Origin of the sequence: Isoptericola sp. BMS4 (assembly GCF_011634835.1) — a bacterium.
Lineage (GTDB): Bacteria > Actinomycetota > Actinomycetes > Actinomycetales > Cellulomonadaceae > Isoptericola.
This window is the reverse complement of sequence record NZ_SIRP01000001.1, coordinates 1,371,446-1,393,819: the sequence shown is the minus strand read 5'-3', so window position 1 is coordinate 1,393,819 and position 22,374 is coordinate 1,371,446. Positions and strand designations below refer to the sequence as shown.

The window sequence follows — 22,374 nt, the reverse complement described above, 5'->3', positions numbered from 1 at the left end:
ACGTCCCGCCGCCGCGCCGAGGCCTTTTCCGGCCGTCAGACGGTGATGGTCGCCATCGGCATCGACGAGTCGACGGGGATGTCGAGGTCCGAGGGCGCGACCCCGGCGCGGACGACGGCGGAGCCGAGCGCGGCGATCATCGCCCCGTTGTCGGTGCAGTAGCGGATGGGCGGGATGCGCAGGTCGATGCCGGCCTCGGCGCACCGCTTCGCGGCCATCTCGCGCAGCTGGCTGTTGGCGGAGAACCCGCCGCCGATGACGAGGGTGTCGACGTCGTGCCGCCGGCACGCCGCGATCGTCTTGGCGGTGAGCACGTCGGCCACGGCCTCCGCGAACGACGCCGCGACGTCGGCGGCCGGGACCTCGCGCCCGGCGTCGACGCATGCCTCGATCCAGCGCGCCACCGCCGTCTTCAGCCCGGAGAACGAGAAGTCGGCGGCGTGCTTCTCCTGGAACTTGGCCGCGGTGAGCCCGCGGGGGAAGCGGATCGCCTCGGGGTCGCCCTCGCGGGCCAGCCTGTCCACGTGCGGGCCGCCCGGGTACGGCAGCCCGAGCAGCCGCCCGACCTTGTCGAAGGCCTCGCCGGCCGCGTCGTCGAGGGTGGACCCGAGCTCGGTGACCGACGTCGCGACGTCGTCGACGAGCATCAGCGAGCTGTGGCCACCGGAGACGACGAGCGCCATGGTGCGCCCGGAGAACGGGCCGTCCACGAGCTGGTTCACCGCGGCGTGCCCGATGACGTGGTTGACGCCGTACAGCGGCTTGCCGAGGCCGATCGACAGCGCCTTCGCGGCCGAGGCGCCGATCGTCAGCGGGCCGACCAGCCCGGGGCCCGCGGTGACGGCGATCGCGTCCACCTGCGACAGGTCGACGTCGGCCTCGCCGAGCGCCTTGGTGATCGTGGGCACCATCGCCTCGAGGTGGGCGCGGCTCGCCACCTCCGGGATGATGCCGCCGTAGCGCGCGTGCGCGTCCATGGAGCTCGCCACCGCGTCGACGAGCAGCGTGTCCCCGCGGACCAGGGCCACCCCGGTCTCGTCGCAGGACGTCTCGATCCCCAGCACCAGCGGGTCGCCTCCGGTCACCTCAGCCATGGCCCCATGATCGCACCGTCGTCCCGGCGGTCGGCGCACCGTCCGCCACCGACCCGCGGGGCGACGCCCCGACCAGCGGAAACACGATGGTTACGCCGACCTGACCGTCCCGACACGTGCATGCATTTGGGTTCATATGAACCTATCGAACCGGCCTGCGGGCCCGACGAACGGAGCACCATGCGTCGATCGACCCCCTCCCTGCTCCCCACCCGTACCCGGGGCCCGCGCCTGGCCGCCGCCGCGCTCGCGGCGCTCGCCGTCGTCGCCGCGGGCGGCTGCGGCGCCCGTGTGGACTCCGCCGGCTCGGCCGGCGCGGCGTCGTCGTCCGCCGAGAACGCCGACTGCGTCGACACCTCCGGCGACACCGTGAAGATCGGCTTCCTCAACTCGCTGTCCGGCACGATGGCGATCTCCGAGCAGACCGTGCACGACTCGCTGCAGCTCGCCGCGAAGGAGATCAACGCGGACGGCGGCGTCCTTGGCAAGCAGCTCGAGATCGTCACCGAGGACGGGCAGTCCGAGCCCACGGTGTTCGCCGAGAAGGCGACCAAGCTCATCACCGACGACTGCGTGGCCGCGGTGTTCGGGGGCTGGACGTCCGCCTCGCGCAAGGCCATGCTGCCGGTCTTCGAGTCCCAGGACGCCCTGCTCTTCTACCCCGTGCAGTACGAAGGCCTGGAGTCGTCGCCGAACATCTTCTACACCGGCGCGACCACCAACCAGCAGATCGTCCCCGCGCTGGACTACCTCGCCGAGCAGGGCACGACGTCCCTGTTCCTCGTCGGGTCCGACTACGTCTTCCCCCGCACCGCCAACAAGATCATCAACGCCTACGCCCGCGCGCACGGCATCGAGATCGTCGGCGAGGAGTACGCCCCGCTGGGCCACACCGACTTCTCGACCATCGTCAACAAGGTCAAGGCGTCGGGCGCCGACGCCGTCTTCAACACCCTCAACGGCGACTCGAACGTGGCGTTCTTCAAGGAGTACTCCAACGCCGGCCTCGGCGCCGACGAGATGCCCGTGCTGTCGGTCTCGATCGCCGAGGAGGAGGTGGGCGGCATCGGCGTGCAGAACGTCGAGGGTCAGCTCACCGCCTGGAACTACTACCAGACCGTCGACACCCCCGAGAACGCCGCGTTCGTCGAGGCGTTCCAGGCCGAGTACGGCGACGACCGCGTCACCTCCGACCCGATGGAGGCCGCCTACGTCTCCCTGCACCTGTGGCAGCAGATGGTGGAGAAGGCCGACTCGTTCGCCGTGGACGACGTGGTCGCGGCCGCCGACGGCGTGAGCTACGACGCCCCGGAGGGCACCGTCGTCGTGGACGGCGACAACCACCACATCTCCAAGACGTCGCTCGTCGGCGAGATCGGCGACGACGGCCTGATCCACCCCGTCTGGACCTCCGAGGAGCCCATCGAGCCCGACCCGTACCTCGAGGGCTACGACTGGGCCGAGGATCTGGGCTGACGGGCGGGACGACACGTGGACACCCTCCTCCCCCAGCTCTTCGCGGGCCTGAGTCTCGGCTCCGTGCTGCTGCTGGCCGCGCTCGGGCTCGCGCTGACCTTCGGCCAGATGGGCGTCATCAACATGGCGCACGGCGAGTTCATGATGGCGGGCGCCTACACGGCGTTCGTCGTGCAGGGGCTGCTCGGCGACCCCGGCGCGAGCCTGCTCGTGGCGCTCCCGCTCGGCTTCGTGGTCGGCGGAGTCCTCGGCCTGGTGCTCGAGGCGACGCTCGTCCACCGCATGTACCACCGCCCGCTGGACACCCTGCTGGTCACGTGGGGCGTCGCCCTGCTGCTCCAGCAGGTGGCCCGCGACGTCTTCGGCGCCCCCAACATCGACGTGGCCGCCCCCGGGTGGCTCTCCGGCGCGGTCACCGTCGCCGGCGTCGCCCTGCCGAAGACCCGCCTGTTCATCCTCGCGCTCGCGGTCGTCTGCGTCGCCGCGCTGGCGTTCGCCCTGCGCGCCACGCCGCTCGGGCGCCGGATCCGCGCCGTCGTGCAGAACCGCGACCTCGCGGAGGCGTCCGGCATCAGCTCACGCGGCACCGACCGCATGACGTTCTTCATCGGGTCCGGCCTGGCCGGCGTCGCGGGCGTCGCCCTCACCCTGCTCGGGTCGATCGGCCCGACGCTCGGCACCCACTACATCGTCGACGCCTTCCTGGTCGTGGTCGCCGGCGGCATCGGGCAGATCAAGGGCACGGTCGTCGCGGCCACCGCCCTGGGACTCATGCAGGCGTTCTTCGAGTACTCCACGACCGCCTCGGTCGCGAAGGTGCTCGTGTTCGTCGTCGTCATCGCCTTCCTCCAGGTCCGCCCGCAGGGCCTGGTCACCGTCCGGACGAGGAGCCTGGCATGACGCAGAGACTCACCGCACTGCTCGCCCCGGGCCGGACACGGGCCCTGGCGGGGTTCGCGCTCGCGGCCGTCGTGCTGTTCGCCGTCGCCCCCGTGCTCCTGAGCCCCTTCCGGCTGGGCCTGCTGGCCAAGTTCCTGTGCCTGGCCATGGTCGCCGTCGGCATCGGGCTCGCCTGGGGCCGCGGCGGCCTCCTGACGCTGGGGCAGGGCGTCTACTTCGGCCTCGGCGCGTACGTCATGGCCATGCACCTCAAGCTCGCCGACGCCGGCCCGGGCGGGGTGCCGGACTTCATGAGCCTCTACGGCACCGGCGAGGTGCCCTGGTGGTGGGAGCCGATGCGCTCGCCCGTCGCCACGGTCGCGCTCGTCATCCTGGTCCCCGCGCTGCTCGCCGGGGTCCTCGGCTGGGCCGTGTTCACCCGCCGGGTGCGCGGCGCCTACTTCGCGATCCTCTCCCAGGCGCTGGCGGCGGCGTTCGCGATCCTGCTCGTCGGCCAGCAGCAGACGACCGGCGGGACCAACGGCCTCAACGGCTTCCGCTCCTTCTTCGGCTACGACCTCGCCGACCCCGTCAACCAGCGCATGCTCTACCTGGTGGCGGCCGGGGTGCTCCTCGCCATGGTGCTCGTCGCCCGGCAGCTCATGGTCTCCCGGTTCGGGGAACTGCTCGTCGCCGTGCGCGACGCCGAGGACCGGGTGCGCTTCCTCGGCTACGACCCGGCGGTCGCCAAGACGACGGTCTACGTGGTCGCCGCCGTGATGGCGGCCGTCGGCGGCGCGCTGTTCGTGCCGGTCGTCGGGATCGTCTCACCCGCCGACGTCGGCGTGGTGCCCTCGATCGGGTTCCTGGTGGGCGTTGCCATCGGCGGGCGGGCCACGCTGCTCGGCCCGGTGCTCGGCGCGATCGCCGTGAGCTGGGCCCAGACCAGCATCTCGGAGCAGTTCCCCTCCGGGTGGATCTACTTCCAGGGGGCCCTGTTCGTCGGGGTCGTCGCGTTCCTGCCGGGCGGTCTCGCGTCGCTCCTCGGCCGGCGGCGACGGCGGGGACGCGGCGACGCCGCGCCGGCTCCCGAAGAGCCCGAGACCACCGCACCGCCGTCGCCCGTCCCGGCGGGCGCGCACACCGGCCGCACCGCCCAGGGGAGACAGCCATGACCGACCAGACCACCGCCGTCGAGCACGACCCGGGCGCGACGGACGCCCTGCTCGGCCCCGACAGCGCCCGGTTCCGGCACGACTACCTCGAGGCGCGCGGCCTGCGGGTCGCGTTCGGGGGCTTCGTCGCCGTGCGCGACGTCGACCTCACCGTCGCCCAGGGCGACCTGCGATTCCTCATCGGCCCCAACGGCGCCGGCAAGACCACGCTCATCGACGCCGTCACCGGGCTGGTCCCCGCGACGGGGTCGGCGCGCCTCGGCCGCACCGAGCTGCTGGGGCGCGGCACCCACCGCATCGCCCGGCACGGCGTCGGGCGGACGTTCCAGACGGCGAGCGTCTTCGAGGAGCTGACCGTCCTGCAGAACCTCGACATCGCGGCCGGCGCCCGCCGCGGGCCGCTGACGATGCTCCGGCGGCGTGGGGCGGTGCCGGAGGCCGTCGAGCAGGCGCTCGAGGTGGTCGGCCTCGCCGGCCTGCGCGACACCCCGGCGGGGGTGCTCGCGCACGGGCAGAAGCAGTGGCTCGAGATCGGGATGCTGCTCGTCCAGGACGCGCACCTGCTGTTCCTCGACGAGCCCGTCGCCGGGATGACCCAGGCGGAGCGCGAGGCGACCGGCGACCTGCTGCGCCGCATCGGCTCGCAGCGGGTCGTCGTCGTGGTCGAGCACGACATGGAGTTCCTGCGCGCCTTCGCCGACTCGGTGACGGTGATGCACCAGGGGCGGGTGCTCGCCGAGGGCACCGTCGCCGAGGTGCAGCGGGACCCCGCCGTCGTCGAGGTCTACCTCGGCGCCCCCGCGCAGCCCGGCACCGCCGCGACCACGAAGGAGGACGCCTGATGCTCGAGCTCGACGCGGTGAGCACCGGCTACGGCCGCACCACGGTGGTGCACGACGTCGACCTCGCCGTCCCCGACGGCGGGCTGACCGCCGTGCTGGGGCACAACGGCGCCGGCAAGACCACGCTGCTGCGGGCCGTCCTGGGGCTGCTGCCGGTGCGCTCGGGCGCCGTCCGGCTGGCCGGCGAGGACGTCACGCGGCGCCCGCCACACCAGCGGGTCCGGCGCGGCGTCGCCTACGTCCCGCAGGGCCAGCAGTCCTTCGGACAGCTCACGACCCGCGAGAACCTCCAGGTCGTGGCGGACTCCTTCGGGGCCGCCGGCCGCCGCCGCACGAGGGAGGCGCTGGACCTGTTCCCGGCCCTCGAGCCCCTGCTCGGGCGTCCGGCCGGGCTGCTGTCCGGCGGGCAGCGTCAGCAGCTCGCCATCGCGCGCGCCCTGGTGACCGGCCCCCGCCTGCTCGTGCTGGACGAGCCGACGGAGGGCATCCAGCCGAACGTCGTCCACGAGATCTACGCCGCGATCACGACGCTCACCGGCGGGGGCGACCTGTCGGTCCTGCTCGTCGAGCAGCACATCGGGTACGCCGTCGAGCACGCGGGCGAGTACGCCGTCATGACGTCGGGCCGCATCACGCACCGCGGCGCCGGCGGCGGGCGCGCCGTGGCGGAGGCCCGGGAGGCGATGGCCCTGTGAACCCCGCCGACCGCGAGCGCCGGGAGGCCCCGTGCACCTGACCCCCGCGGACACCGAGAAGCTGCTGCTGTCCGTCGCCGGCATGGTCGCCCGCGACCGCCTGGCCCGCGGTGTGCGGCTCAACCACCCCGAGACCGTGGCACTGCTGTCGTGCTGGGTGATCGAACGCGCCCGCGAGGGTGCCGACGTCCCCACCCTGATGCGTGACGGCTGCGCCGTGCTGACCCGCGACCAGGTCATGGACGGCGTGCCCGAGATGCTCACCGACGTCCAGGTCGAGGCCACCTTCCCCGACGGCCGCAAGCTCGTCACCCTCCACCGCCCCGTCCCGTAGGAGCCCCCGTGTCCACCTCCAGCGCCACCGGTCCCGGCGCGATCCGCGTCGCGCCCGGCCGGATCGAGCTCAACGCCGACCGCACCGACGCCGAGCGCCGCCGGCTCGTCGTCACCAACGCCGGCGACCGCCCCGTCCAGATCGGGTCGCACCTGCACCTCCCCGACGCCAACGCGGCGCTCGAGCTCGACCGCGACGCCGCCCACGGCTTCCGGCTCGACATCCCCGCGGGCACGTCGCAGCGGTTCGAGCCCGGCGTCAGCCGCGAGGTCGACGCCGTGGCGCTGCGCGGGGCGCGGCGGGTGCCCGGGGTGCAGCGGGGCAAGGCCGGCGGCGGGCGGCTCGACGACGCCGACGGGCAGGTGCGCTGATGGTGTGGGTGGACCGCGAGCGGTACGCGGCCCTGTACGGGCCGACCGTCGGCGACCAGGTCCGCCTCGGCGACACCGACCTGTGGGTCGAGGTCACCGAGGACCGCACGGCGGGCGGCGAGGAGGCGGTCTTCGGCGGCGGCAAGACGGTCCGGGAGTCCATGGCCCAGTCGACGCGCACGCGCGCCGACGGCGCCCCGGACACCGTGATCACCAACGCCGTGGTCCTGGACTGGTGGGGCGTCGTGCGCGCCGACGTCGGGATCCGCGACGGCCGGATCGTCGCGCTCGGGCGGGCCGGCAACCCCGACATCAGCGACGGGGTGCACCCCGACCTCGTCATCGGCCCCTCCACGGACGTGATCAGCGGGGAGGGCCGCATCCTCACGGCGGGGGGCTTCGACCCGCACGTCCACCTGCTGTCGCCGTCCGCCCTGCACGAGGCGCTGGCCACCGGCATCACGACGGTCGCGGGCGGCGGCACCGGTCCCTCGGAGGGGTCCAAGGCCACCACGGTGACGCCCGGCGCCTGGCACCTGCACCGGACGCTGCGCGCGCTGGACCCGATCCCGCTGAACGTGCTGCTGCTCGGCAAGGGCAACACCGTGAGCGCCGGGGCGCTGGCCGAGCAGGCGCTCGCCGGCGCAGCGGGCTACAAGGTGCACGAGGACTGGGGGTCGACGCCGGCCGCGATCGACGCCGCGCTGACGGCCGCCGACGAGTGGGGCCTGCAGGTGGCGCTGCACTCGGACTCCCTCAACGAGGCCGGCTTCGTGCAGTCCACGATCGACGCCATCGACGGGCGCGGCATCCACGCGTACCACGTCGAGGGCGCGGGCGGCGGGCACGCCCCGGACATCCTGGAGATCGCGAGCCTGCCGCACGTCGTGCCCGGGTCGACGAACCCGACGCTGCCGCACACCGTCAACACCGTGGCCGAGCACCTCGACATGCTCATGGTCTGCCACCACCTCAACCCGGCCGTGCCGGAGGACCTGGCGTTCGCGGAGTCGCGGATCCGCGCCACGACCATCGCCGCGGAGGATCTGCTGCACGACATGGGCGCCATCTCGGTCACGTCGTCGGACGCCCAGGCCATGGGGCGCATCGGCGAGGTCATCACGCGCACCTGGCAGGTCGCCCACGTCATGAAGCACCGCCGGGGACCGCTGGGCGGGGGCGAGCCGGCCGACAACGAGCGCGCCCGCCGCTACGTGGCCAAGTACACGATCAACCCGGCGATCGCCCACGGCGTCGACGGCGAGATCGGGTCCGTCGAGCCGGGCAAGCTGGCCGACCTGGTGCTGTGGGATCCCCGGTTCTTCGGCGTCCGGCCCGCGGTCGTGATCAAGGGGGGCGTCATCGCCTGGGCCGCCCTCGGCGACCCGAACGCCTCCATCCCCACCCCGCAGCCCGTGCTGCAGCGCCCGGCGTTCGGCGACGCGATCGCCGGCGACACGTCGCTGGCGTTCGTCGCCCCCGCCGCGGTCGAGGACGGCCTCGCCGCGCGCCTCGGGCTGCGCCGCCGGCTGTCCGCCGTCACCTCGACGCGCGGGGTGGGCAAGGCCGAGATGCGCAACAACGACGCGCTGCCGCGCATCGAGATCAGCGCGGAGACGTTCGAGATCCGGGTCGACGGCGAGCCGGTCGAGCCCGCGCCGGCCGTGCGCCTGCCCCTCGCCCAGCTCTACTCGATGTTCTAGGGCTCCCGTGACCACCCCCCAGCGCGCCCCGGCGGCGCCCGCCCCGGCCACCGTCGCGATGCTGCTCGCGGACGCACGGCTGCCCGGCGGCGGCCACGCCCACTCCGCCGGTCTCGAGCCGGCCCTGCTCGGCGGGCTCCCGGCCGCGCAGGTGCCCGCCTGGATGGTGGGCCGCGCGACGACCGTCAGCCTCGTGGAGGCGGGGACGGCGGTCGTCGCCGCCCGGCTGCTCGGCGCCCCCGCCGGCCCGCCGCCCGGGGCGGTCGACGCCGTCGTGCGGGCGTGGTCGGCGCGGACACCGTCCGGTGCGCTGCGCGACGCCGCCCGGCTCCTCGGGCGCGGCTACCTGCGGGTCGCGCGCACCCTGTGGCCGCACCACCCCGCCGTGGCCGCGCTGTCCGGCGCCGGCGGCCGAGGCGTGCGCGACGCCCCGCCCCGCGCCGTCGTGCTCGGTGCGGTGGCCGCCGCGACCGGCCTGCCGCCCGCCGACGTCGTCCGCCTCACCGTGTACGACGACGCCCAGACGGCGGCGTCGGCCCTGCTCAAGCTCGAACCGTCGGACCCGTTGACCGCCGCGCGGTGGGTCCTCGACGCGTGCGCCGCCGCGGAACCCCACGTGGACCGCGTCGCCGCGTGCCGCACCCCGGAGGACGTCCCGGCCTCCGGGGCACCGCAGACCGAGGGCTGGGCGGAGGCCCACGCCCTGGAGAACGAGAAGAGGTTGTTCCGTGCCTGAGACCCAGACCCCCGCCACCACCCGCCCCCTGCGGCTCGGCGTCGCCGGGCCCGTCGGCGTCGGCAAGTCGTCGCTCATCGCCACCGTGTGCCGCGCTCTGGCCGACGAGCTCGAGATCGGCGTCATCACCAACGACATCTACACCGACGAGGACGCGCGGTTCCTGCGGTCGGCCGGCGTGCTCGACCCCGAGCGCATCCGTGCGGTCGAGACGGGGGCCTGCCCGCACACCGCCATCCGCGACGACGTCACCGCGAACCTCCTCGCGGCGGAGGATCTCGCCGCGGACTTCGCCCCGCTGGACCTGGTCGTCATCGAGTCGGGGGGCGACAACCTCACCGCGACGTTCTCCCCCGCGCTCGTCGACGCGCAGATCTTCGTGCTCGACGTCGCGGGAGGCGGGGACGTGGCCCGCAAGGGCGGCCCCGGGATCGGCCGCGCCGACCTGCTCGTCGTCAACAAGACCGACCTCGCGCCGCACGTCGGGGTGGACGTGGAGCGCATGGTGGCTGACGCGTCGACCGCCCGCGACGGCCGCGCCGTCGTCGCCCTGTCCCGCACCGACCCCGCGTCGGTGGCGGCCCTGCGCGGCTGGCTGCTCGGCGTCCTGGCGGAGTACCGCGCCGGGACCCACGTCGCCCACGACCCCGGCCCGATGGCGCCGCACTTCCACGCCGACGAGGACGGCGGGATCCTGCACAGCCACGCCGACGGGGACACGGCGCACGAGCACCACGGGCAGCACGCGCACGACGAGCAGCACGAGCCCGCGCGTGCGCCCGGGCGTGGCTGAACCGGGGGCGGCGACCGTCGCCGCCCCCGGCCGCACGGCAGCGCCCACGACCACCACGGTCGAGGTGACGCGGCCGGGAACGCCGGGCGGCCCCGTCCGGGTTACGTCGGCCGACGGCCTGCTCGCCGTGCGCACCGTGTCCCGCGGGCCGGACCGCGCCGAGGTGGCGCTGGTCGCGACCGGCGCCGTCCTCCTCGGCGGCGACCACGTCGTGGTCCGCGTCCGCGTCGGCGCCGGCTGCGCCCTGCGGATCACCGATGTCGGCGGCACGGTCGCCTACGACGCCGACGGTGTGCCGAGCCGCTGGGACGTCGAGATCGAGCTCGACGACGACGCCCGGCTCGAGTGGTACGGGATGCCGTTCGTCGTGTGCGACGGCGCCGACGTGGCGCGGTCCACGACCGCGCGCCTCGGGCCGCGGGCGGGACTCGTCCTGCGCGAGACGGTGGTCCTGGGGCGCCACGGCGAGCGCGGCGGCCGCGTCGTGGTGCGCAGCGCGGTGTCCGACGACACGGGGCCGCTCCTCGTCGAGGACGTCGACGTCTGCGGTGCCGCCCCGGTGCCCGGCGTGCTCGGCGGCCACCGCGTGCTCGACACCCTGAGCGTCCTCGACGGCACCGATGAGCGCGCCGGCTCCGACCGGTCCTGGTCGTCGGGGGCGCTCGCCGGCGCGCTCCCGGCGGGGGCCACGACGATGCACCTCGAGTGCGGGGGCACCGTCACCCGCTGGCTCGGGGACGCCGCCCACCTCAGCCCGATCGAGCGCCGGCTCGGCGCCGGACCACCCTTCCTGGAGGAGAGATGACCGCGATCACGACCGCGCCCCTGTCACGCCGCCGCCCCACCGTGCCGATCGTGGCCGGCCTGCACGTCGCCGGGGCGGGCGGTCTCGCGCTCGTCGCGGCCTCGGCAGGGCAGGGGGCGGCCGTGCTGCTCACCGTCGGGCTGACGGCCTACGGGCTCGGGCTGCGGCACGCGTTCGACCCGGACCACATCGCGACGATCGACAACACGACGCGCAGGCTCGTGCGCACCGGCCGGGACGCGCACGGCGTCGGGCTCTGGTTCTCCCTGGGGCACTCGACCGTCGTCCTCGCCGCCGCGCTGCTCCTGGCCCTGGGGGTCCGAGCCCTCGCGCCCCTGCTCGACGACGACGCGTCATGGCTGCACCGGGTCACCGGTGTCTGGGGGCCGCTGGTCGCGTCCACGTTCCTGCTGCTCGTCGGGACGGTCAACCTGATGCTGCTGCGCCGCACGCTGCGGGCCGGCCGGGCGGCGGACGGCGTGGCGGGTGGCCCGGCCGGCGGTCCGGTCTCGTGGGTGCTGCGGCGGTTCGAGTGGGCCACCGACCGACCACGGCGGATGTACGGCGTCGGGCTGCTGTTCGGCCTCGGGTTCGACACGGCCACCTCGATCGGCCTGCTGGCCACCACGGCCGTCGTCTCCCTGAACGAGGGCACGTGGTACGCGGCGGTCCCGCTCGCCCTGCTGTTCGCGGCCGGCATGTCCCTGCTGGACTCGTCGCAGGGAGCCGTGGCGCGGCGCGTCTACTCCTGGGCCGGTGACGCGCGCCCCCGACGCCGCTACGACGTGCTCGTCACCGGCGTCTCGGCGTTCGCCGCCCTGACGATCGCCACCGTCACGCTGGTGCAGGTGGGCGCGGAGCACGTCCCGGCCCTGGCGTCGGTGCCGGGCGCGACGGCGGACATCGGCTCCTTCGGCGTCGTCCTCACGGTGGTGCTGCTAGCGGTCTGGGGTGTCGGCCTGCTCACCGTGCGCCAGCCGCGCCGTCAGGCCTGACAGCACGTCGTTCCCGCGCGAGGACAGGTGGACCCGGATCACCCGCCGGTCCAGGGCGTCGACCTCGCGGTAGACCAGCGCGCGCGTCACCAGGGCGTCGACGCGGCGCCCGAGGGTGGCCTTGTCGATGACGGTGGCGTCGCGCAGCTCGGACATCGTCAGGCCGTCCGCCCCCGCGAGCGCGTCGAGCACGAGCCACTCGTCGAGCACGAACCCGTCCTGCCGCAGCGCCCGGGTGGCGCGGCGTGCGGCACGGCGCGCCCCCACCACGGACTCGCGCAGGACGGCGGCGGCCAGCGTCGACTCGACGGCGTCCGTGCCACGTGTCGCGTCCTGTGGTGTCCGCATGCTGATCCCGCCCTCCCGTCGCTCGTAGACTACCCGCCAGCACAGGCCGGGGCCCGCGATCGGTTGGCCCCCTGCGTGGACGGGACGAGATGTCGGACTTCGTCGTCGGCGTCCTGCTGCACTTCCGGGGGCCGGGCGGGATCTACGGCCCCTCGTGCCAGGCCGTCACCGAGCTCGCCGTCGCCGAGATCAACGCGACCGGCGGCATCCTGGGGCGCCCCGTGCGCGCCGAGCTGTTCGACGCCGGCGAGCCCCTGGCCGACCTCGGCCAGCGGCTCCGGCGGGCGCTGGACGACCGCCGGATCGACGCGCTCACCGGCTGGCACACCTCCGCGGTGCGCAACGCCGTCGTGCCGCTGGTCCAGCGCCGCGTCCCGTACGTCTACCCCGCCGCGTACGAGGGGACCGAGCACCGCTCGGGGCTGTACGTGACCGGCGAGGTCCCCTCGGCACAGCTCTTCCCCGCGATCGACCGCCTCCGCGCCGACACGGGCGCCCGCCGGTGGTTCGTCGTCGGCGACGACTACGCGTGGCCGCGGGGCACCGTCGAGGCGCTGGCGCCGCAGCTCGCCGCGCTCGGGGCCTCGTTCGTCGGCGCCCGGTTCCTGCCCGAGCGCGGCGCGAGCCCCGCCGACCTCTCCGAGACGCTCGACGCCGTCGAGACGTCGGGCGCGGACGGCGTCCTGCTGCTGATGGTCGGCCAGAACGGCGTGCGCTTCAACCGGCACTTCGCCCGCCGCGGGCTGCACGAGCGGGTCGCGCGCCTGAGCACCCTCATGGAGGAGAACATGCTCATGGGCTCCGGCGCCGGCGCGACGGCGAACCTGTACTCGGCGGGCGGGTGGTTCCGCAGCCTAGCCACCGGCGACGCCCTCGATTTGGTGGGGCGGTACGCCGCGCACCACGGCGCGCACGCGCCGGCCGTCGGCGCCGCCGCGGAGGCCTGCTACGAGGGCGTCGTCGCGCTGCGCCGGATCGTCGAGCAGGCGGGCAGCGCCGACGTGGCCGCGACCGACCGCGTGGTGGACGGGCTGGTCTACGAGGGTCCGCGGGGCGTCATGCAGTTCCGCGGCAACCATGCCGAGCACCGGCTGTACCTGGCGCGCGCGGACGGGTACGACTTCGACCTGCTCGCGCAGCTCGACCGGCGCCCCCACCGTTGACCCGGCACGCCAGGACGGTCAGGGCAGGCGGACCAGGCCGCGCCGCATCTTGGCCAGGGAGTACTTCTCGAAGGCGACCTTGGCCAGGTGGTTCTGGGGCCCGGGGACCATCATCGCGACGCGGCGTGGTGGGAGCATCCGGTCCGCGAGCATGGCGACGCCGTTGTTCCCCGCGTCCATCACGCAGAGAGCCGGGATCCGCGCGAACTCCTTGCGCGTGCCCGGCTCCGCCCCGCGCACCTGGTCGACGATGTTCTTCGCGGCCACGTGCGCCTGCTGCTCCGTCGGGAAGCCGGTCTTCGGCACGCCGGTCGGGACGGGGGTCACCCAGGGGACCGGGACGGCGGACGCGATCCCCACCGCGTACACGTCGTCCCAGTGCAGGGACTGGTACGTCGGGCGGACGGGGACGTAGCCTCCGGCGTCCACCAGTCCCGGCGTCTTGGCGAGGAAGTCCTGGCCGTGGAACGGCGGGACGACCATCGCGAACCGGTACGGCACCTCGCGTCCGTCGGCGAGGACGACGGCGTCCGGGCGGATCTCGCGCATCGCCTGGTTGGTCTCGATCGTGATGCCCTCCTTGCGAGCGAACATCCCCATCAGCGCCTTCGCCCCGGGCATGCCGTCGATGCCGAAGTGTCCCGCGTACGGCTCCGAGGTGACGTAGGTGAGCCGGACCTTGCCGTGCAGGCCCGCCCGGCGCAGCTGGTAGGAGGTGTTGAACAGGAACTCGTAGGCGGCGCCGAAGCAGCTCGCCCGCTGGGTCGCGCCGACGACGACGTCGCCCGGCTCGTCGAGGAAGCGTCGCCACGCGTCCCCGGTCCGTTCGGCGTCGGCGAGGGTCGTGATCGTCGCGGTGTCGTGCATGCCGGGGACGACGTCGAGGTCGTTGCGGTAGCCGGTGGCGATGACGAGGTAGTCGTACTCGAGCTCGCCCGCGGTCGTCTCGACCCGGTGCGCCTCGGGGTCGACGTAGGTCGCCGCCGCGTGCACGAAGCGCACGCCGTGCCGGGCGAAGGTCGGGGCGAGACGGAACGAGACATCGGTGCGGCCGCGCCGTCCGAACGGCAGCCAGATGAGGGACGGGTTGAACACGAACCGGTCTGAGGCGGCCACCACGGTGACCTCGGCCTCGGCCCGCAGGCGCGAACGCACGGACAGGGCGGCGGTGAGTCCAGCGAAGCTGCCGCCGAGGACGAGGATGCGTGCGGGCATGGGGACGACTCCTTCGACGGGGCCGTCGGGGCCACCCGGGACGGGGCGGCCCCCGCACGGCCATGCGTCCACGGTCCGCCGGGCACGGCCGCCCGCGCGACAGGCGTTGGTCATCCGGCGGTAGGACGTTCGGCACCTCCCGCGCGTGCGGCGCCGGGCCGGGGCCAGGGCCGTCGGCCCCCGTACCCGGGTCCGACGGCCCTGGTGGGTCCGCGGCCAGTGGGGCGACGGTAGGGCACAGGAGGGCTGCCGCCCCCGGTGGGGGGCACGGACGAAGGAGCGGATCATGGAAGAGCCGTCGGAGCCGGGGTCGGCCGACCTGCGAGCCCTGGCGATCAAGCGGCTGGAGGCCCGCCGCGGACTGTGGACGCACGTGGTGGCCTACGTGCTGGTCAACGGTGCCCTCGTGGTCATCTGGTGGATGACCGGTGCCCCTTTCTTCTGGCCGGTCTTCCCGATGCTCGGCTGGGGCATCGGCCTGGCCTTCCACGCGTGGGACGTCTTCGCCCCGACGCCCTCGGAAGCGCGGATCCGCGCCGAGATCGAGGCGCTGCGCCGACGGTGACGCGGTCCTCCCGCCGCTCTCGTCGCGGTGTGCGCGAGATCACGCCACCGCACGGAATCATCCGAATGCATCAATATGTTCGGGCAAGCATGACCGAGACCACGCTCGCCCCCGCACCCCTGGCCGTCGACGACACGGTCGCCGACCGACTCTTCCGCACCGCCCGCACGTCGTTCCAGTGGACCGACGAGGAGGTCACGGACGCCCAGCTCGCCGCCGCCTGGGACCTCGCCAAGTTCGGGCCGACCGCGATGAACACGCTGCCGCTGCGCGTGCTGGTCGTGCGGTCCGACGAGGGCAGGTCCCGCTTGGTTCCGCACATGGCCGACGGGAACAAGCCGAAGGTCGAGGCCGCGCCGGTCTCCCTCGTGCTCGCCGCCGACCCCGCCTTCCACCAGCACATGGACGACCTGTTCCCCGTCGCCCCCGGGATCAAGGACCAGCTCGAGCCGGACGCCGCCGCGCGCGAGCACATGGCCCGCTCCAACGCCCTCATCCAGGCCGGCTACCTGATCGTCGGCCTCCGCGCCGCGGGGCTGTCCGCCGGCCCGATGAACGGCATGGACTTCGCCGCCGTCGACGCCGAGTTCTTCGAAGACTCCGGCTGGAAGTCCTTCATGGTCGTGAACGTCGGCATCGCCGAGGGCGCCGGGACGCCGCACCCGCGCCTGCCCCGCCTCGACTTCGACCAGATCGCCGCGCTGGCCTGATCCCCTCCCCGGGGAGTCCGCCCCTGCCCGGGGCGGACGCCTCAGGGGCGCGCCCCCGTCGCCACCGGCAGCGCCGGGTCCGACGACCACTGCGACCACGAGCCGGGGTACAGGGCGGCGGTGACCCCGATCGTCGCGAGCGCGGCGACCTCGTGGGACGCCGTCACCCCCGACCCGCAGTACACCCCCGGCATCTCCCCGTCCGAGGACAGGCCCAGGTCGGCGAACCGCTCGCGCAGCGCGTCGTCCGGCAGGAAGCACCCGTCCGGCCCCAGGTTGTCCGTCGTCGGCGCGGACACCGCGCCCGGCAGGTGGCCCGCCCGCGGGTCGACAGGCTCCACCTCGCCGCGGTAGCGCTCCGCGGCACGCGCGTCCAGCAGCATGCCCTCGTCCGCGACCTCCGCGGCGCCGTCGGCGTCCAGGACCGGCAGGTGGCCCGGGTGCAGCACGACGTCGCCCCGCTCCCGGCGCACCTCCCCCGGCTCCACGGGCAGTCCCGCCCGCACCCAGGCGGGCAGCCCGCCGTCGAGGATGCGCACGTCCGCGACGCCGAAGTAGCGCAGCAGCCACCACGCGCGGGCGGCCGACGTCCCGCCGACGGTGTCGTACACGACGACGCGCGACGATGCGCGCACGCCCCACCGCCGTGCCGAGTCCTGCAGCTCCGCCGTCGACGGGAGCGGGTGCCGGCCCTCGGACGGCGACGGCGACGCCGCCAGCTCCGACTCCAGGTCGACGTACACCGCGCCGGGCAGGTGCCCCGCCAGGTAGCGCTCGTGACCGTCGGTCATCCCCAGCGCCCAACGCACGTCGAGCAGCAGCGGGGCGCCCTCGGCCGGGTCCGTGCCCTCACCGACCCGCAGGTCGGCCGCCAGCTCGCGCACGCCGACCAGGACCCGTGCACGCGCCGGTGTCGCGCTCACGCCGTGCCCCTCTTGCACGACCGCTGCGGTGCCTCGCTCCGGCAGCCCTCGTCCCTCGCGCTACCTCCGCGGGGGCTCCTCGCGCTCATGCCGCGTCCCCGACGCCCGGCCCGTCGTCGCCCGTGCCCGAGGACCGCGCGGCGCTCAGGTCGAGCCGCATCGTGAAGGCGTCCTTGTCCTCCGGCTGGTAGTAGCGCCGGCGCAGCCCGATGCGCTCGAAGCCGGCGCGCTCGTACAGCGAGAGCGCCGCCTCGTTGTCGACCCGCACCTCGAGCAGGACGGCGCTCGCCCGGAGCTCCCGCGCCCGTGAGACGAGCGCGGTCAGCAGCGCGCGGCCCACCCCGTGGCGCTGGTAGGACGGGTCGACGCCGACCGTCATCACCTGGGCGACGTCGCCGTCGAACCACAGACCCGCGTACCCCACCACCGGCTTGGGCCCCGGCCCGTAGACGACCGAGGCGTCCGGGCCCGTCGGCTCGGCCACCACGTACCACCGCCCGAGGGCCGCGAGCTCGTCCGCGAGCATCCCGTACGTCCAGGCGCCGGCGCCGAACAGCACCCGCTCGAGCTCGAGCACCCGGTCGAAGTCGGAGCTCGCCAGCGGACGGAGGCGGCACACGGGCGTGTACCCGTCCTCATCCCTCACCTTGCCCTCGCGCTGGTCCTTGGTCATGCCGGGCTCCCGGTGGCGGGCACGACCCGCTGCGCCGCGGCCGGCAGCTGCACGTCGGGCCGGCGCAGGTACAGCGGCTCGGTGGGCAGGTCCGCGCCGGCGGCGCGGCGGGCGAGGGCGAGCCGGGCGAGGACGGTCGCGGCGGGCACGAGCGGGCCGTCGTCGTCCGGCGGCAGCACGTCCGCGTACTGCGCAGCGCCCTCCCCGACGATCACGAGCCGCCCGTCGGCGGGCGCGGCGAGCCCGGCGGCCACGTCGGTCGCCCTGGCGACGGCGGGCCCGTCGAGCGTGTCGACGACGGGCACACCGTGCGGTCCCTCGTGCGCGACGACGGCGTACCGGGCCCAGTAGACCTCCTTGCGCCGCGCGTCGGTCGCCACCAGCACCTCGTCGCCCGGGGCCAGGCCGAGGTCGGCGACGGCCTGCGCGGCGAGCGCGTCCACGCTCGGTACGCCGAGGGCGTCGATCCCGAGGCTCAGCGCGAGCGTGCGTGCCGTGACCAGCCCGACGCGCAGGCCGGTGAACGGCGCCGGGCCGGTGCCCGCGGCGACGGCCGTCAGCGACGTGCGGTCGAGGCCGGCGTCGTCGAGCACCTGGCTGATGAGGGGGGCGAGGGACTCCGCGTGCCGGCGTCGCTCGTCGCTGGCGCGGGCGGCGAGCCGGCCGCCGTCGTCGTCGAGCAGCGCGACGGAGACCGCGGCGGAGGTGTCGAGTGCGAGAACTGCCACGCCCCCAGCCTACTGAGAGGCCGGGCGCTACCGCGACGCGCGGGCCGCGGAGGCCAGGGCCTCCAGGTCGACGCCCGCCCAGCGCGGGCCGACGCCGCGCAGCGTGGCGTGGCGCGTCCCGGCCTCCGGGTCGTCGTCCGACCCGGGGGCGTCCGCGGCACCGCGGGGCCGCTCCAGGTCGATCTCCAACCGGTCCTCCGTGAGCGCCTCCGCGAGGCCGCGGCCCCACTCGACGACGGTCACGGACTCGTCCAGGGAGGAGTCCAGGTCGAGGGCGTCGAGCTCGTCCAGCCCGCCCAGCCGGTACGCGTCCACGTGGACGAGGCCCGGCCGGCGCGTGCCGGGCGCGTCGTCGGGGCGCGGCAGCGGCGGGTGCTCGCGCGCCACGATGAACGTCGGCGAGGCCACCTGGCCGCGCACACCGAGCGCGGCTCCCAGCCCCTGCGTGAGGGTGGTCTTGCCCGCGCCGAGGTCGCCCGTGAGGATCACGAGGTCGCCCGCGCGCAGCACGTCCGCGAGCGCCGCGCCGAGGGCGCGTGCCGCCGCCGCGTCGGGCAGGTCCACGCGGGCCTGCGGTCCGTCCGTCACTGTGCCGTCCTTCCCGCCCCGTGGCTCGCGGCCCGCGCGACCCCGGGCGTCGCGGGCTCGGCGCCGTCCGCGCCGCCCACGTGCACCCGGGGGACGCGTGCCCCGATCCCGGTGACGATCTCGTAGCTGATGGTTCCCGCGGCCTGCGCCCAGTCCTCGGCGTTCGGGACCGTGGCGCCCCGGGCGACGCCGTCGGACCCGCCGAACAGCGTCACGACGTCGCCCGGCCGCTCGTCCGCCCCCGGGCCCAGGTCGAGGACGAGCTGGTCCATGCACACGCGCCCGGCGACGCGCAGCACGCGCGCGGACTCCCCCTGTCCGACGCCGACCGGGCCGCCGACGCCCTCGCTGCCGCCGGAGGCGTGCCGCTGGACGCCGTCGGCGTACCCGAGGGGGACGACGCCGAGGCGCGTGGCCCGCGGCGTCACGTAGGTGTGCCCGTAGGAGACGCCCTGTCCGGCCGGGACGTCCTTGACGGTGGAGAGCCTGGCCTGCAGGGTCATCGCGCCCCGCAGGCCGAGGTCGCTCGGCGTGCCGAGGCGCGGGTCGGGGCTGTGCCCGTACACGGAGATGCCGGGCCGTACCAGGTCGTAGTGCAGCCGCGGGTCGGTCACGACGCCGGCCGAGTTGGCGAGGTGCCGGACCTCCGGCCGCAGCCCGGCCGCGGCGAGCGTGCGCGCGGCGTCGTCGAACGCCTCGGCCTGCCGCAGGATCGAGGGGTGGCCCGGGTCGTCGGCGCACGCCAGATGGGAGAAGAGCCCGACGACGCGGATCTCCCCGGACGCCTCCAGCGCCGCCGCACGCCGGACGACGTCGGGCAGGTCCGCGGGCATGATGCCGTTGCGGCCCATCCCGGTGTCGACCTTGAGGTGCACCCGCGCGGGCACGCCCGCGGCGCGGGCGCCGGCCGCGACCTCGTCCAGCGCCCAGGGAGCCGCGACCCCGACGTCGACGTGCTCGGCCACGAGCCGGTCGAACGGGGCGCCGGGGGCGGTCAGCCAGGTGAGCACGGGCACGCCCGTCACGCCGCCGGCGCGCAGGGCGAGCGCCTCCGCCGGCACGGCGGTCCCGAGCCAGGCGGCGCCGCCCGCGAGCGCCGCCCGCGCCACCGGGAGCAGCCCGTGGCCGTAGGCGTCGGCCTTGACGACGGCCATCACCTGGGCGTCGGCGGCGTGCCGGCCGAGAGCACGGACGTTGTCGCGGATCGCCGTGAGGTCGACGACGGCGCGCGACGACGCGCCGTCGGGGAACGGGACGTCGGCGAACGGGACCTGCCGCGGCTGCACGGACCGAGTGCTCACGGTCATGGATTCTCTCACCACGGCGGCGGGGGCCCGGGTCATCGCGGCCGGAACGTTCCCGGCTGCTCCGGCCACGCGGCCAGGCTCCGTCGGGAGACGAAACGGCGGGGCTCGCCGGTGACGGGGTCGGCCAGCTCGACGGAGCGGGCCAAGAGCTGCAGCGGGCGGTCGGGGTCGTCGGGCGCGTCGGCGCGCAGCACCGGCCAGAACGGGTCGTGCAGGATCGGCACGCCCAGGGACGCGAGGTGCAGGCGCAGCTGGTGCGTCTTGCCGGTGCGCGGCTCCAGCCGGTACAGGCCGAGGCCGCGATCGTCGTCGCGGGCGACCAGGGTGACGCACGACTCGGCGTTCGGCTCCCCCGCCTCCTCGACGGCCCGCACCACGCCGCGGTGCTTGACGATGCGCGAGCGCACCGTCGTCGTCCCCGCCACGTCCAGGGCCGTGCCGGGCGTGGGCAGCGGTGCCACGGCCTCGTACACCTTGCGGACGCGCCGTTCCTGGAACGCCCGCTGGTAGGGCCCGCGCGCCGCGGGGCGGACGGTGAGCACGAGCACGCCCGCCGTGGCGCGGTCCAGCCGGTGCGCGGGCACGAGGTCGGGCAGGTCGAGGGTGGCGCGCAGGTGCACCAGGACGGTGCGGGTCACCCACCGGCCGCGCGGCGTCGTCGCGACGTGGTGCGGCTTGTCGACCACGAGCAGGTCGTCGTCGCGGTGCAGCACCTCCAGCTCGGCGAGCGCGGGGACCTCCGGCTCGTCGGCGGGCGGGTCGCGGTACAGGTAGAGGAACCCGCGCGGGGCGTACGGGGTGCGGTCGTCGACGACGGTGCCGTCGCCGGTGACGACCTCCCCCGCGGCGAGCTTGGCGCGCAGCCGGGCCGCGTCGTCGGGGAAGCGGGCGAGGAGGTACGCGACCGCGGTGGGGTACGCCGCCACGCTGGCCGCGTCGTGCGGCAGGACCAGGCGGGTGGGGTTGAGGCCGTCGCGCACCGGCAGCGGCGGCCGGTGCGGCCGGGGGCCGGTCGTCCGCGGGCGCGGGGACGAGGGCGGGCGGGGCACACCTCATTGTGCACGGGCCCCGGGCGCGGGCAGGTGCCGCCGCAGGTCGGCACGGGTCGACGCGGACGGCATGATGGGGGCATGAGCCTCTACGACATCGGCTTCGACCGCATGGACGGCACGACGACCACCCTCGCCCCGCACCGTGACGAGGTGGTGCTCGTGGTCAACGTCGCCTCCCGCTGCGGGCTGACGCCGCAGTACGAGACGCTGGAGCTGCTGCAGAGGAAGTACGCGGACCGCGGCTTCACGGTGCTGGGGTTCCCCAGCAACCAGTTCTTCCAGGAGCTCTCGTCGGACGAGAAGGTCGCCGAGTTCTGCTCGACGACGTACGGGGTCACGTTCCCGGTGCTGTCGAAGGTCAAGGTGAACGGCCGGCACGCGCACCCGCTGTTCACCGAGCTGAAGAAGACGCCCGACGCGGGCGGGCACGACGGGCGGGTCCGGTGGAACTTCGAGAAGTTCCTCGTGCTGCCGGGCGGCGAGGTGCGCCGCTTCTCCCCGCAGACGGTGCCGGACGACGACGCGATCGTGTCGGTCATCGAGGGCCACCTGCCCCGCTGAGGGCGGTCACGGCACCAGGTGCAGCCAGCGCTCGACGACGACGTAGCCGAGGGCCTCGTTCGCGCGGCGCGAGCCCGCGTTCACGGCCGCCCCGCCGGTGCCGAACCGGGCGTGCCCGTCCGCCGCGAGCGACAGCACCGCCGCGCCCTTGACGGCGGTCGCCAGGCCCCGGCGCCGAGCCGACGCGCGGGTCACAGTGAAGTCCGTCTCGACCCGGTCGCCCGCGTCCGTGAGCACCGTGACGGCGTCCAGGCGACCCGCCGCCCACGCGCCGAACGCCCAGCGGGTCCCGCCCGCCAGCGCGGCGGCGAGGGCACCGGGCTCCGGCGGGTCGTGGGCCGTCGCGGCCGTGCGCGGGTAGTCGGCGGCCGCGGAGAGGTCGAGGTCGACGACGTCGGTCGCGCCGTCCGAGCCGACCGGACCGACCGACCAGCCCGCCGCGGTGGCGGCGCCGACCGCGGCCCGGCACCGCGCAAGCACGTCTTTGTCGACCGTGAGCCGGGCGCCCCACGACTCGGACACGAGCGTCGCCCCCGCCTCGAGCAGGTGGGCGGCCTCGGGATCGTCGGAGCGCAGGACACGCGGCACGGCGCGAGAAGTCGTCACGCCGGCACCCTACGGCGGTCGGTGCGGCAGTTCCGGA

26 protein-coding genes are annotated in these 22,374 nt (G+C 75.2%); 16 read left to right on the top strand and 10 right to left on the bottom strand.

Annotation, left to right across the window (positions count from 1 at the left end; all coding sequences use genetic code 11):
* Window positions 1–35: 35 nt before the first annotated feature.
* Window positions 36–1,094, bottom strand: a complete 1,059-nt coding sequence (gene tsaD / locus EYB28_RS06250; RefSeq protein WP_166845762.1) for a tRNA (adenosine(37)-N6)-threonylcarbamoyltransferase complex transferase subunit TsaD — start codon at window positions 1,092–1,094, stop codon at window positions 36–38.
* Window positions 1,095–1,274: 180 nt separating this feature from the next.
* Between tsaD and urtA the strand changes: the two genes are divergently transcribed.
* Genes urtA through EYB28_RS06190 form a run of 12 tightly spaced genes read left to right on the top strand, consistent with a single transcriptional unit; the run spans window position 1,275 to window position 11,898 of the window.
* Window positions 1,275–2,570: an urea ABC transporter substrate-binding protein gene (urtA, locus tag EYB28_RS06245; protein WP_166845760.1), complete on the top strand. Its 1,296-nt coding sequence runs from the start codon at window positions 1,275–1,277 to the stop codon at window positions 2,568–2,570.
* 15 nt (window positions 2,571–2,585) lie between these two features.
* Entirely contained in the window at window positions 2,586–3,470 is an 885-nt protein-coding gene (gene urtB / locus EYB28_RS06240; protein WP_166845758.1) for an urea ABC transporter permease subunit UrtB, read from the top strand.
* Entirely contained in the window at window positions 3,467–4,624 is a 1,158-nt protein-coding gene (gene urtC, locus EYB28_RS06235; protein WP_166845756.1) for an urea ABC transporter permease subunit UrtC, read from the top strand. The genes urtB and urtC overlap by 4 nt, the downstream gene beginning before the upstream one ends.
* Window positions 4,621–5,466 carry an urea ABC transporter ATP-binding protein UrtD gene (urtD, locus tag EYB28_RS06230; RefSeq protein WP_166845753.1) on the top strand — a complete coding sequence of 282 codons (846 nt, stop codon included), beginning with the start codon at window positions 4,621–4,623 and terminating at the stop codon, window positions 5,464–5,466. The genes urtC and urtD overlap by 4 nt, the downstream gene beginning before the upstream one ends.
* Complete coding sequence (locus EYB28_RS06225; RefSeq protein WP_166845751.1) at window positions 5,466–6,161, top strand: ATP-binding cassette domain-containing protein; 696 nt, start codon at window positions 5,466–5,468, stop codon at window positions 6,159–6,161. Before urtD ends, EYB28_RS06225 begins: the two co-directional genes overlap by 1 nt.
* Window positions 6,162–6,192: 31 nt before the next feature.
* Window positions 6,193–6,495, top strand: coding sequence for an urease subunit gamma (locus EYB28_RS06220; protein WP_166845748.1), 303 nt, complete (start codon window positions 6,193–6,195; stop codon window positions 6,493–6,495).
* Between the two features lie 8 nt (window positions 6,496–6,503).
* Window positions 6,504–6,866 carry an urease subunit beta gene (ureB, locus tag EYB28_RS06215; protein ID WP_166845746.1) on the top strand — a complete coding sequence of 121 codons (363 nt, stop codon included), beginning with the start codon at window positions 6,504–6,506 and terminating at the stop codon, window positions 6,864–6,866.
* Window positions 6,866–8,569, top strand: coding sequence for an urease subunit alpha (locus tag EYB28_RS06210; protein ID WP_166845744.1), 1,704 nt, complete (start codon window positions 6,866–6,868; stop codon window positions 8,567–8,569). The genes ureB and EYB28_RS06210 overlap by 1 nt, the downstream gene beginning before the upstream one ends.
* A gap of 7 nt (window positions 8,570–8,576) precedes the next feature.
* Complete coding sequence (locus EYB28_RS06205; RefSeq protein WP_240930412.1) at window positions 8,577–9,305, top strand: urease accessory protein UreF; 729 nt, start codon at window positions 8,577–8,579, stop codon at window positions 9,303–9,305.
* A complete protein-coding gene (ureG, locus tag EYB28_RS06200) occupies window positions 9,298–10,098 on the top strand; it encodes an urease accessory protein UreG (protein ID WP_166845742.1) in 801 nt (266 codons plus the stop codon). The genes EYB28_RS06205 and ureG overlap by 8 nt, the downstream gene beginning before the upstream one ends.
* On the top strand, window positions 10,091–10,903 hold the full coding sequence (locus EYB28_RS06195; protein ID WP_166845740.1) for an urease accessory protein UreD: 813 nt from the start codon (window positions 10,091–10,093) through the stop codon (window positions 10,901–10,903). Before ureG ends, EYB28_RS06195 begins: the two co-directional genes overlap by 8 nt.
* On the top strand, window positions 10,900–11,898 hold the full coding sequence (locus EYB28_RS06190; RefSeq protein ID WP_166845738.1) for a HoxN/HupN/NixA family nickel/cobalt transporter: 999 nt from the start codon (window positions 10,900–10,902) through the stop codon (window positions 11,896–11,898). Before EYB28_RS06195 ends, EYB28_RS06190 begins: the two co-directional genes overlap by 4 nt.
* On the opposite strand, the gene EYB28_RS06185 is transcribed toward EYB28_RS06190, so the two are convergent.
* Window positions 11,842–12,246 (bottom strand): MarR family transcriptional regulator, encoded by a 405-nt coding sequence (locus EYB28_RS06185; RefSeq protein ID WP_166845736.1) that lies wholly within the window; start codon window positions 12,244–12,246, stop codon window positions 11,842–11,844. The two genes, EYB28_RS06190 and EYB28_RS06185, sit on opposite strands and share 57 nt — an antisense overlap.
* 89 nt (window positions 12,247–12,335) lie before the next feature.
* Here EYB28_RS06185 and EYB28_RS06180 point away from each other — a divergent pair, with 89 nt between their 5' ends.
* The gene (locus EYB28_RS06180; protein WP_166845734.1) at window positions 12,336–13,409 is read left to right on the top strand and encodes a substrate-binding domain-containing protein; all 1,074 of its coding nucleotides are present in this window, start codon (window positions 12,336–12,338) and stop codon (window positions 13,407–13,409) included.
* An 18-nt stretch (window positions 13,410–13,427) separates the two neighbouring features.
* On the opposite strand, the gene EYB28_RS06175 is transcribed toward EYB28_RS06180, so the two are convergent.
* Entirely contained in the window at window positions 13,428–14,624 is a 1,197-nt protein-coding gene (locus EYB28_RS06175; RefSeq protein WP_166845732.1) for an NAD(P)/FAD-dependent oxidoreductase, read from the bottom strand.
* 286 nt (window positions 14,625–14,910) lie between these two features.
* Here EYB28_RS06175 and EYB28_RS06170 point away from each other — a divergent pair, with 286 nt between their 5' ends.
* Together EYB28_RS06170 and EYB28_RS06165 are read left to right on the top strand one after the other, a co-directional pair.
* Window positions 14,911–15,189 carry a 2TM domain-containing protein gene (locus tag EYB28_RS06170; protein ID WP_166845730.1) on the top strand — a complete coding sequence of 93 codons (279 nt, stop codon included), beginning with the start codon at window positions 14,911–14,913 and terminating at the stop codon, window positions 15,187–15,189.
* 89 nt (window positions 15,190–15,278) lie between these two features.
* Window positions 15,279–15,899 (top strand): malonic semialdehyde reductase, encoded by a 621-nt coding sequence (locus tag EYB28_RS06165; RefSeq protein ID WP_166845728.1) that lies wholly within the window; start codon window positions 15,279–15,281, stop codon window positions 15,897–15,899.
* A gap of 41 nt (window positions 15,900–15,940) precedes the next feature.
* Here EYB28_RS06165 and EYB28_RS06160 read toward each other — a convergent pair whose 3' ends face one another.
* From EYB28_RS06160 to EYB28_RS06135, 6 genes are all read right to left on the bottom strand, one after another.
* Complete coding sequence (locus EYB28_RS06160) at window positions 15,941–16,822, bottom strand: sulfurtransferase (protein WP_166845726.1); 882 nt, start codon at window positions 16,820–16,822, stop codon at window positions 15,941–15,943.
* A gap of 85 nt (window positions 16,823–16,907) precedes the next feature.
* Window positions 16,908–17,495 carry a ribosomal protein S18-alanine N-acetyltransferase gene (gene rimI, locus EYB28_RS06155; protein ID WP_166845724.1) on the bottom strand — a complete coding sequence of 196 codons (588 nt, stop codon included), beginning with the start codon at window positions 17,493–17,495 and terminating at the stop codon, window positions 16,908–16,910.
* A complete protein-coding gene (gene tsaB / locus EYB28_RS06150; RefSeq protein ID WP_166845722.1) occupies window positions 17,492–18,223 on the bottom strand; it encodes a tRNA (adenosine(37)-N6)-threonylcarbamoyltransferase complex dimerization subunit type 1 TsaB in 732 nt (243 codons plus the stop codon). The genes rimI and tsaB overlap by 4 nt, the downstream gene beginning before the upstream one ends.
* Before the next feature lie 27 nt (window positions 18,224–18,250).
* On the bottom strand, window positions 18,251–18,811 hold the full coding sequence (tsaE, locus tag EYB28_RS06145; protein ID WP_166845720.1) for a tRNA (adenosine(37)-N6)-threonylcarbamoyltransferase complex ATPase subunit type 1 TsaE: 561 nt from the start codon (window positions 18,809–18,811) through the stop codon (window positions 18,251–18,253).
* Window positions 18,808–20,118, bottom strand: coding sequence for an alanine racemase (alr, locus tag EYB28_RS06140; protein ID WP_166845718.1), 1,311 nt, complete (start codon window positions 20,116–20,118; stop codon window positions 18,808–18,810). Before alr ends, tsaE begins: the two co-directional genes overlap by 4 nt.
* Window positions 20,119–20,150: 32 nt before the next feature.
* Window positions 20,151–21,167 (bottom strand): pseudouridine synthase, encoded by a 1,017-nt coding sequence (locus EYB28_RS06135; protein WP_166845716.1) that lies wholly within the window; start codon window positions 21,165–21,167, stop codon window positions 20,151–20,153.
* Between the two features lie 81 nt (window positions 21,168–21,248).
* Between EYB28_RS06135 and EYB28_RS06130 the strand changes: the two genes are divergently transcribed.
* Window positions 21,249–21,731 carry a glutathione peroxidase gene (locus EYB28_RS06130; protein WP_166845714.1) on the top strand — a complete coding sequence of 161 codons (483 nt, stop codon included), beginning with the start codon at window positions 21,249–21,251 and terminating at the stop codon, window positions 21,729–21,731.
* Between the two features lie 6 nt (window positions 21,732–21,737).
* On the opposite strand, the gene EYB28_RS06125 is transcribed toward EYB28_RS06130, so the two are convergent.
* Window positions 21,738–22,337: a GNAT family N-acetyltransferase gene (locus EYB28_RS06125; protein ID WP_166845712.1), complete on the bottom strand. Its 600-nt coding sequence runs from the start codon at window positions 22,335–22,337 to the stop codon at window positions 21,738–21,740.
* Between the last annotated feature and the right edge of the window lie 37 nt (window positions 22,338–22,374).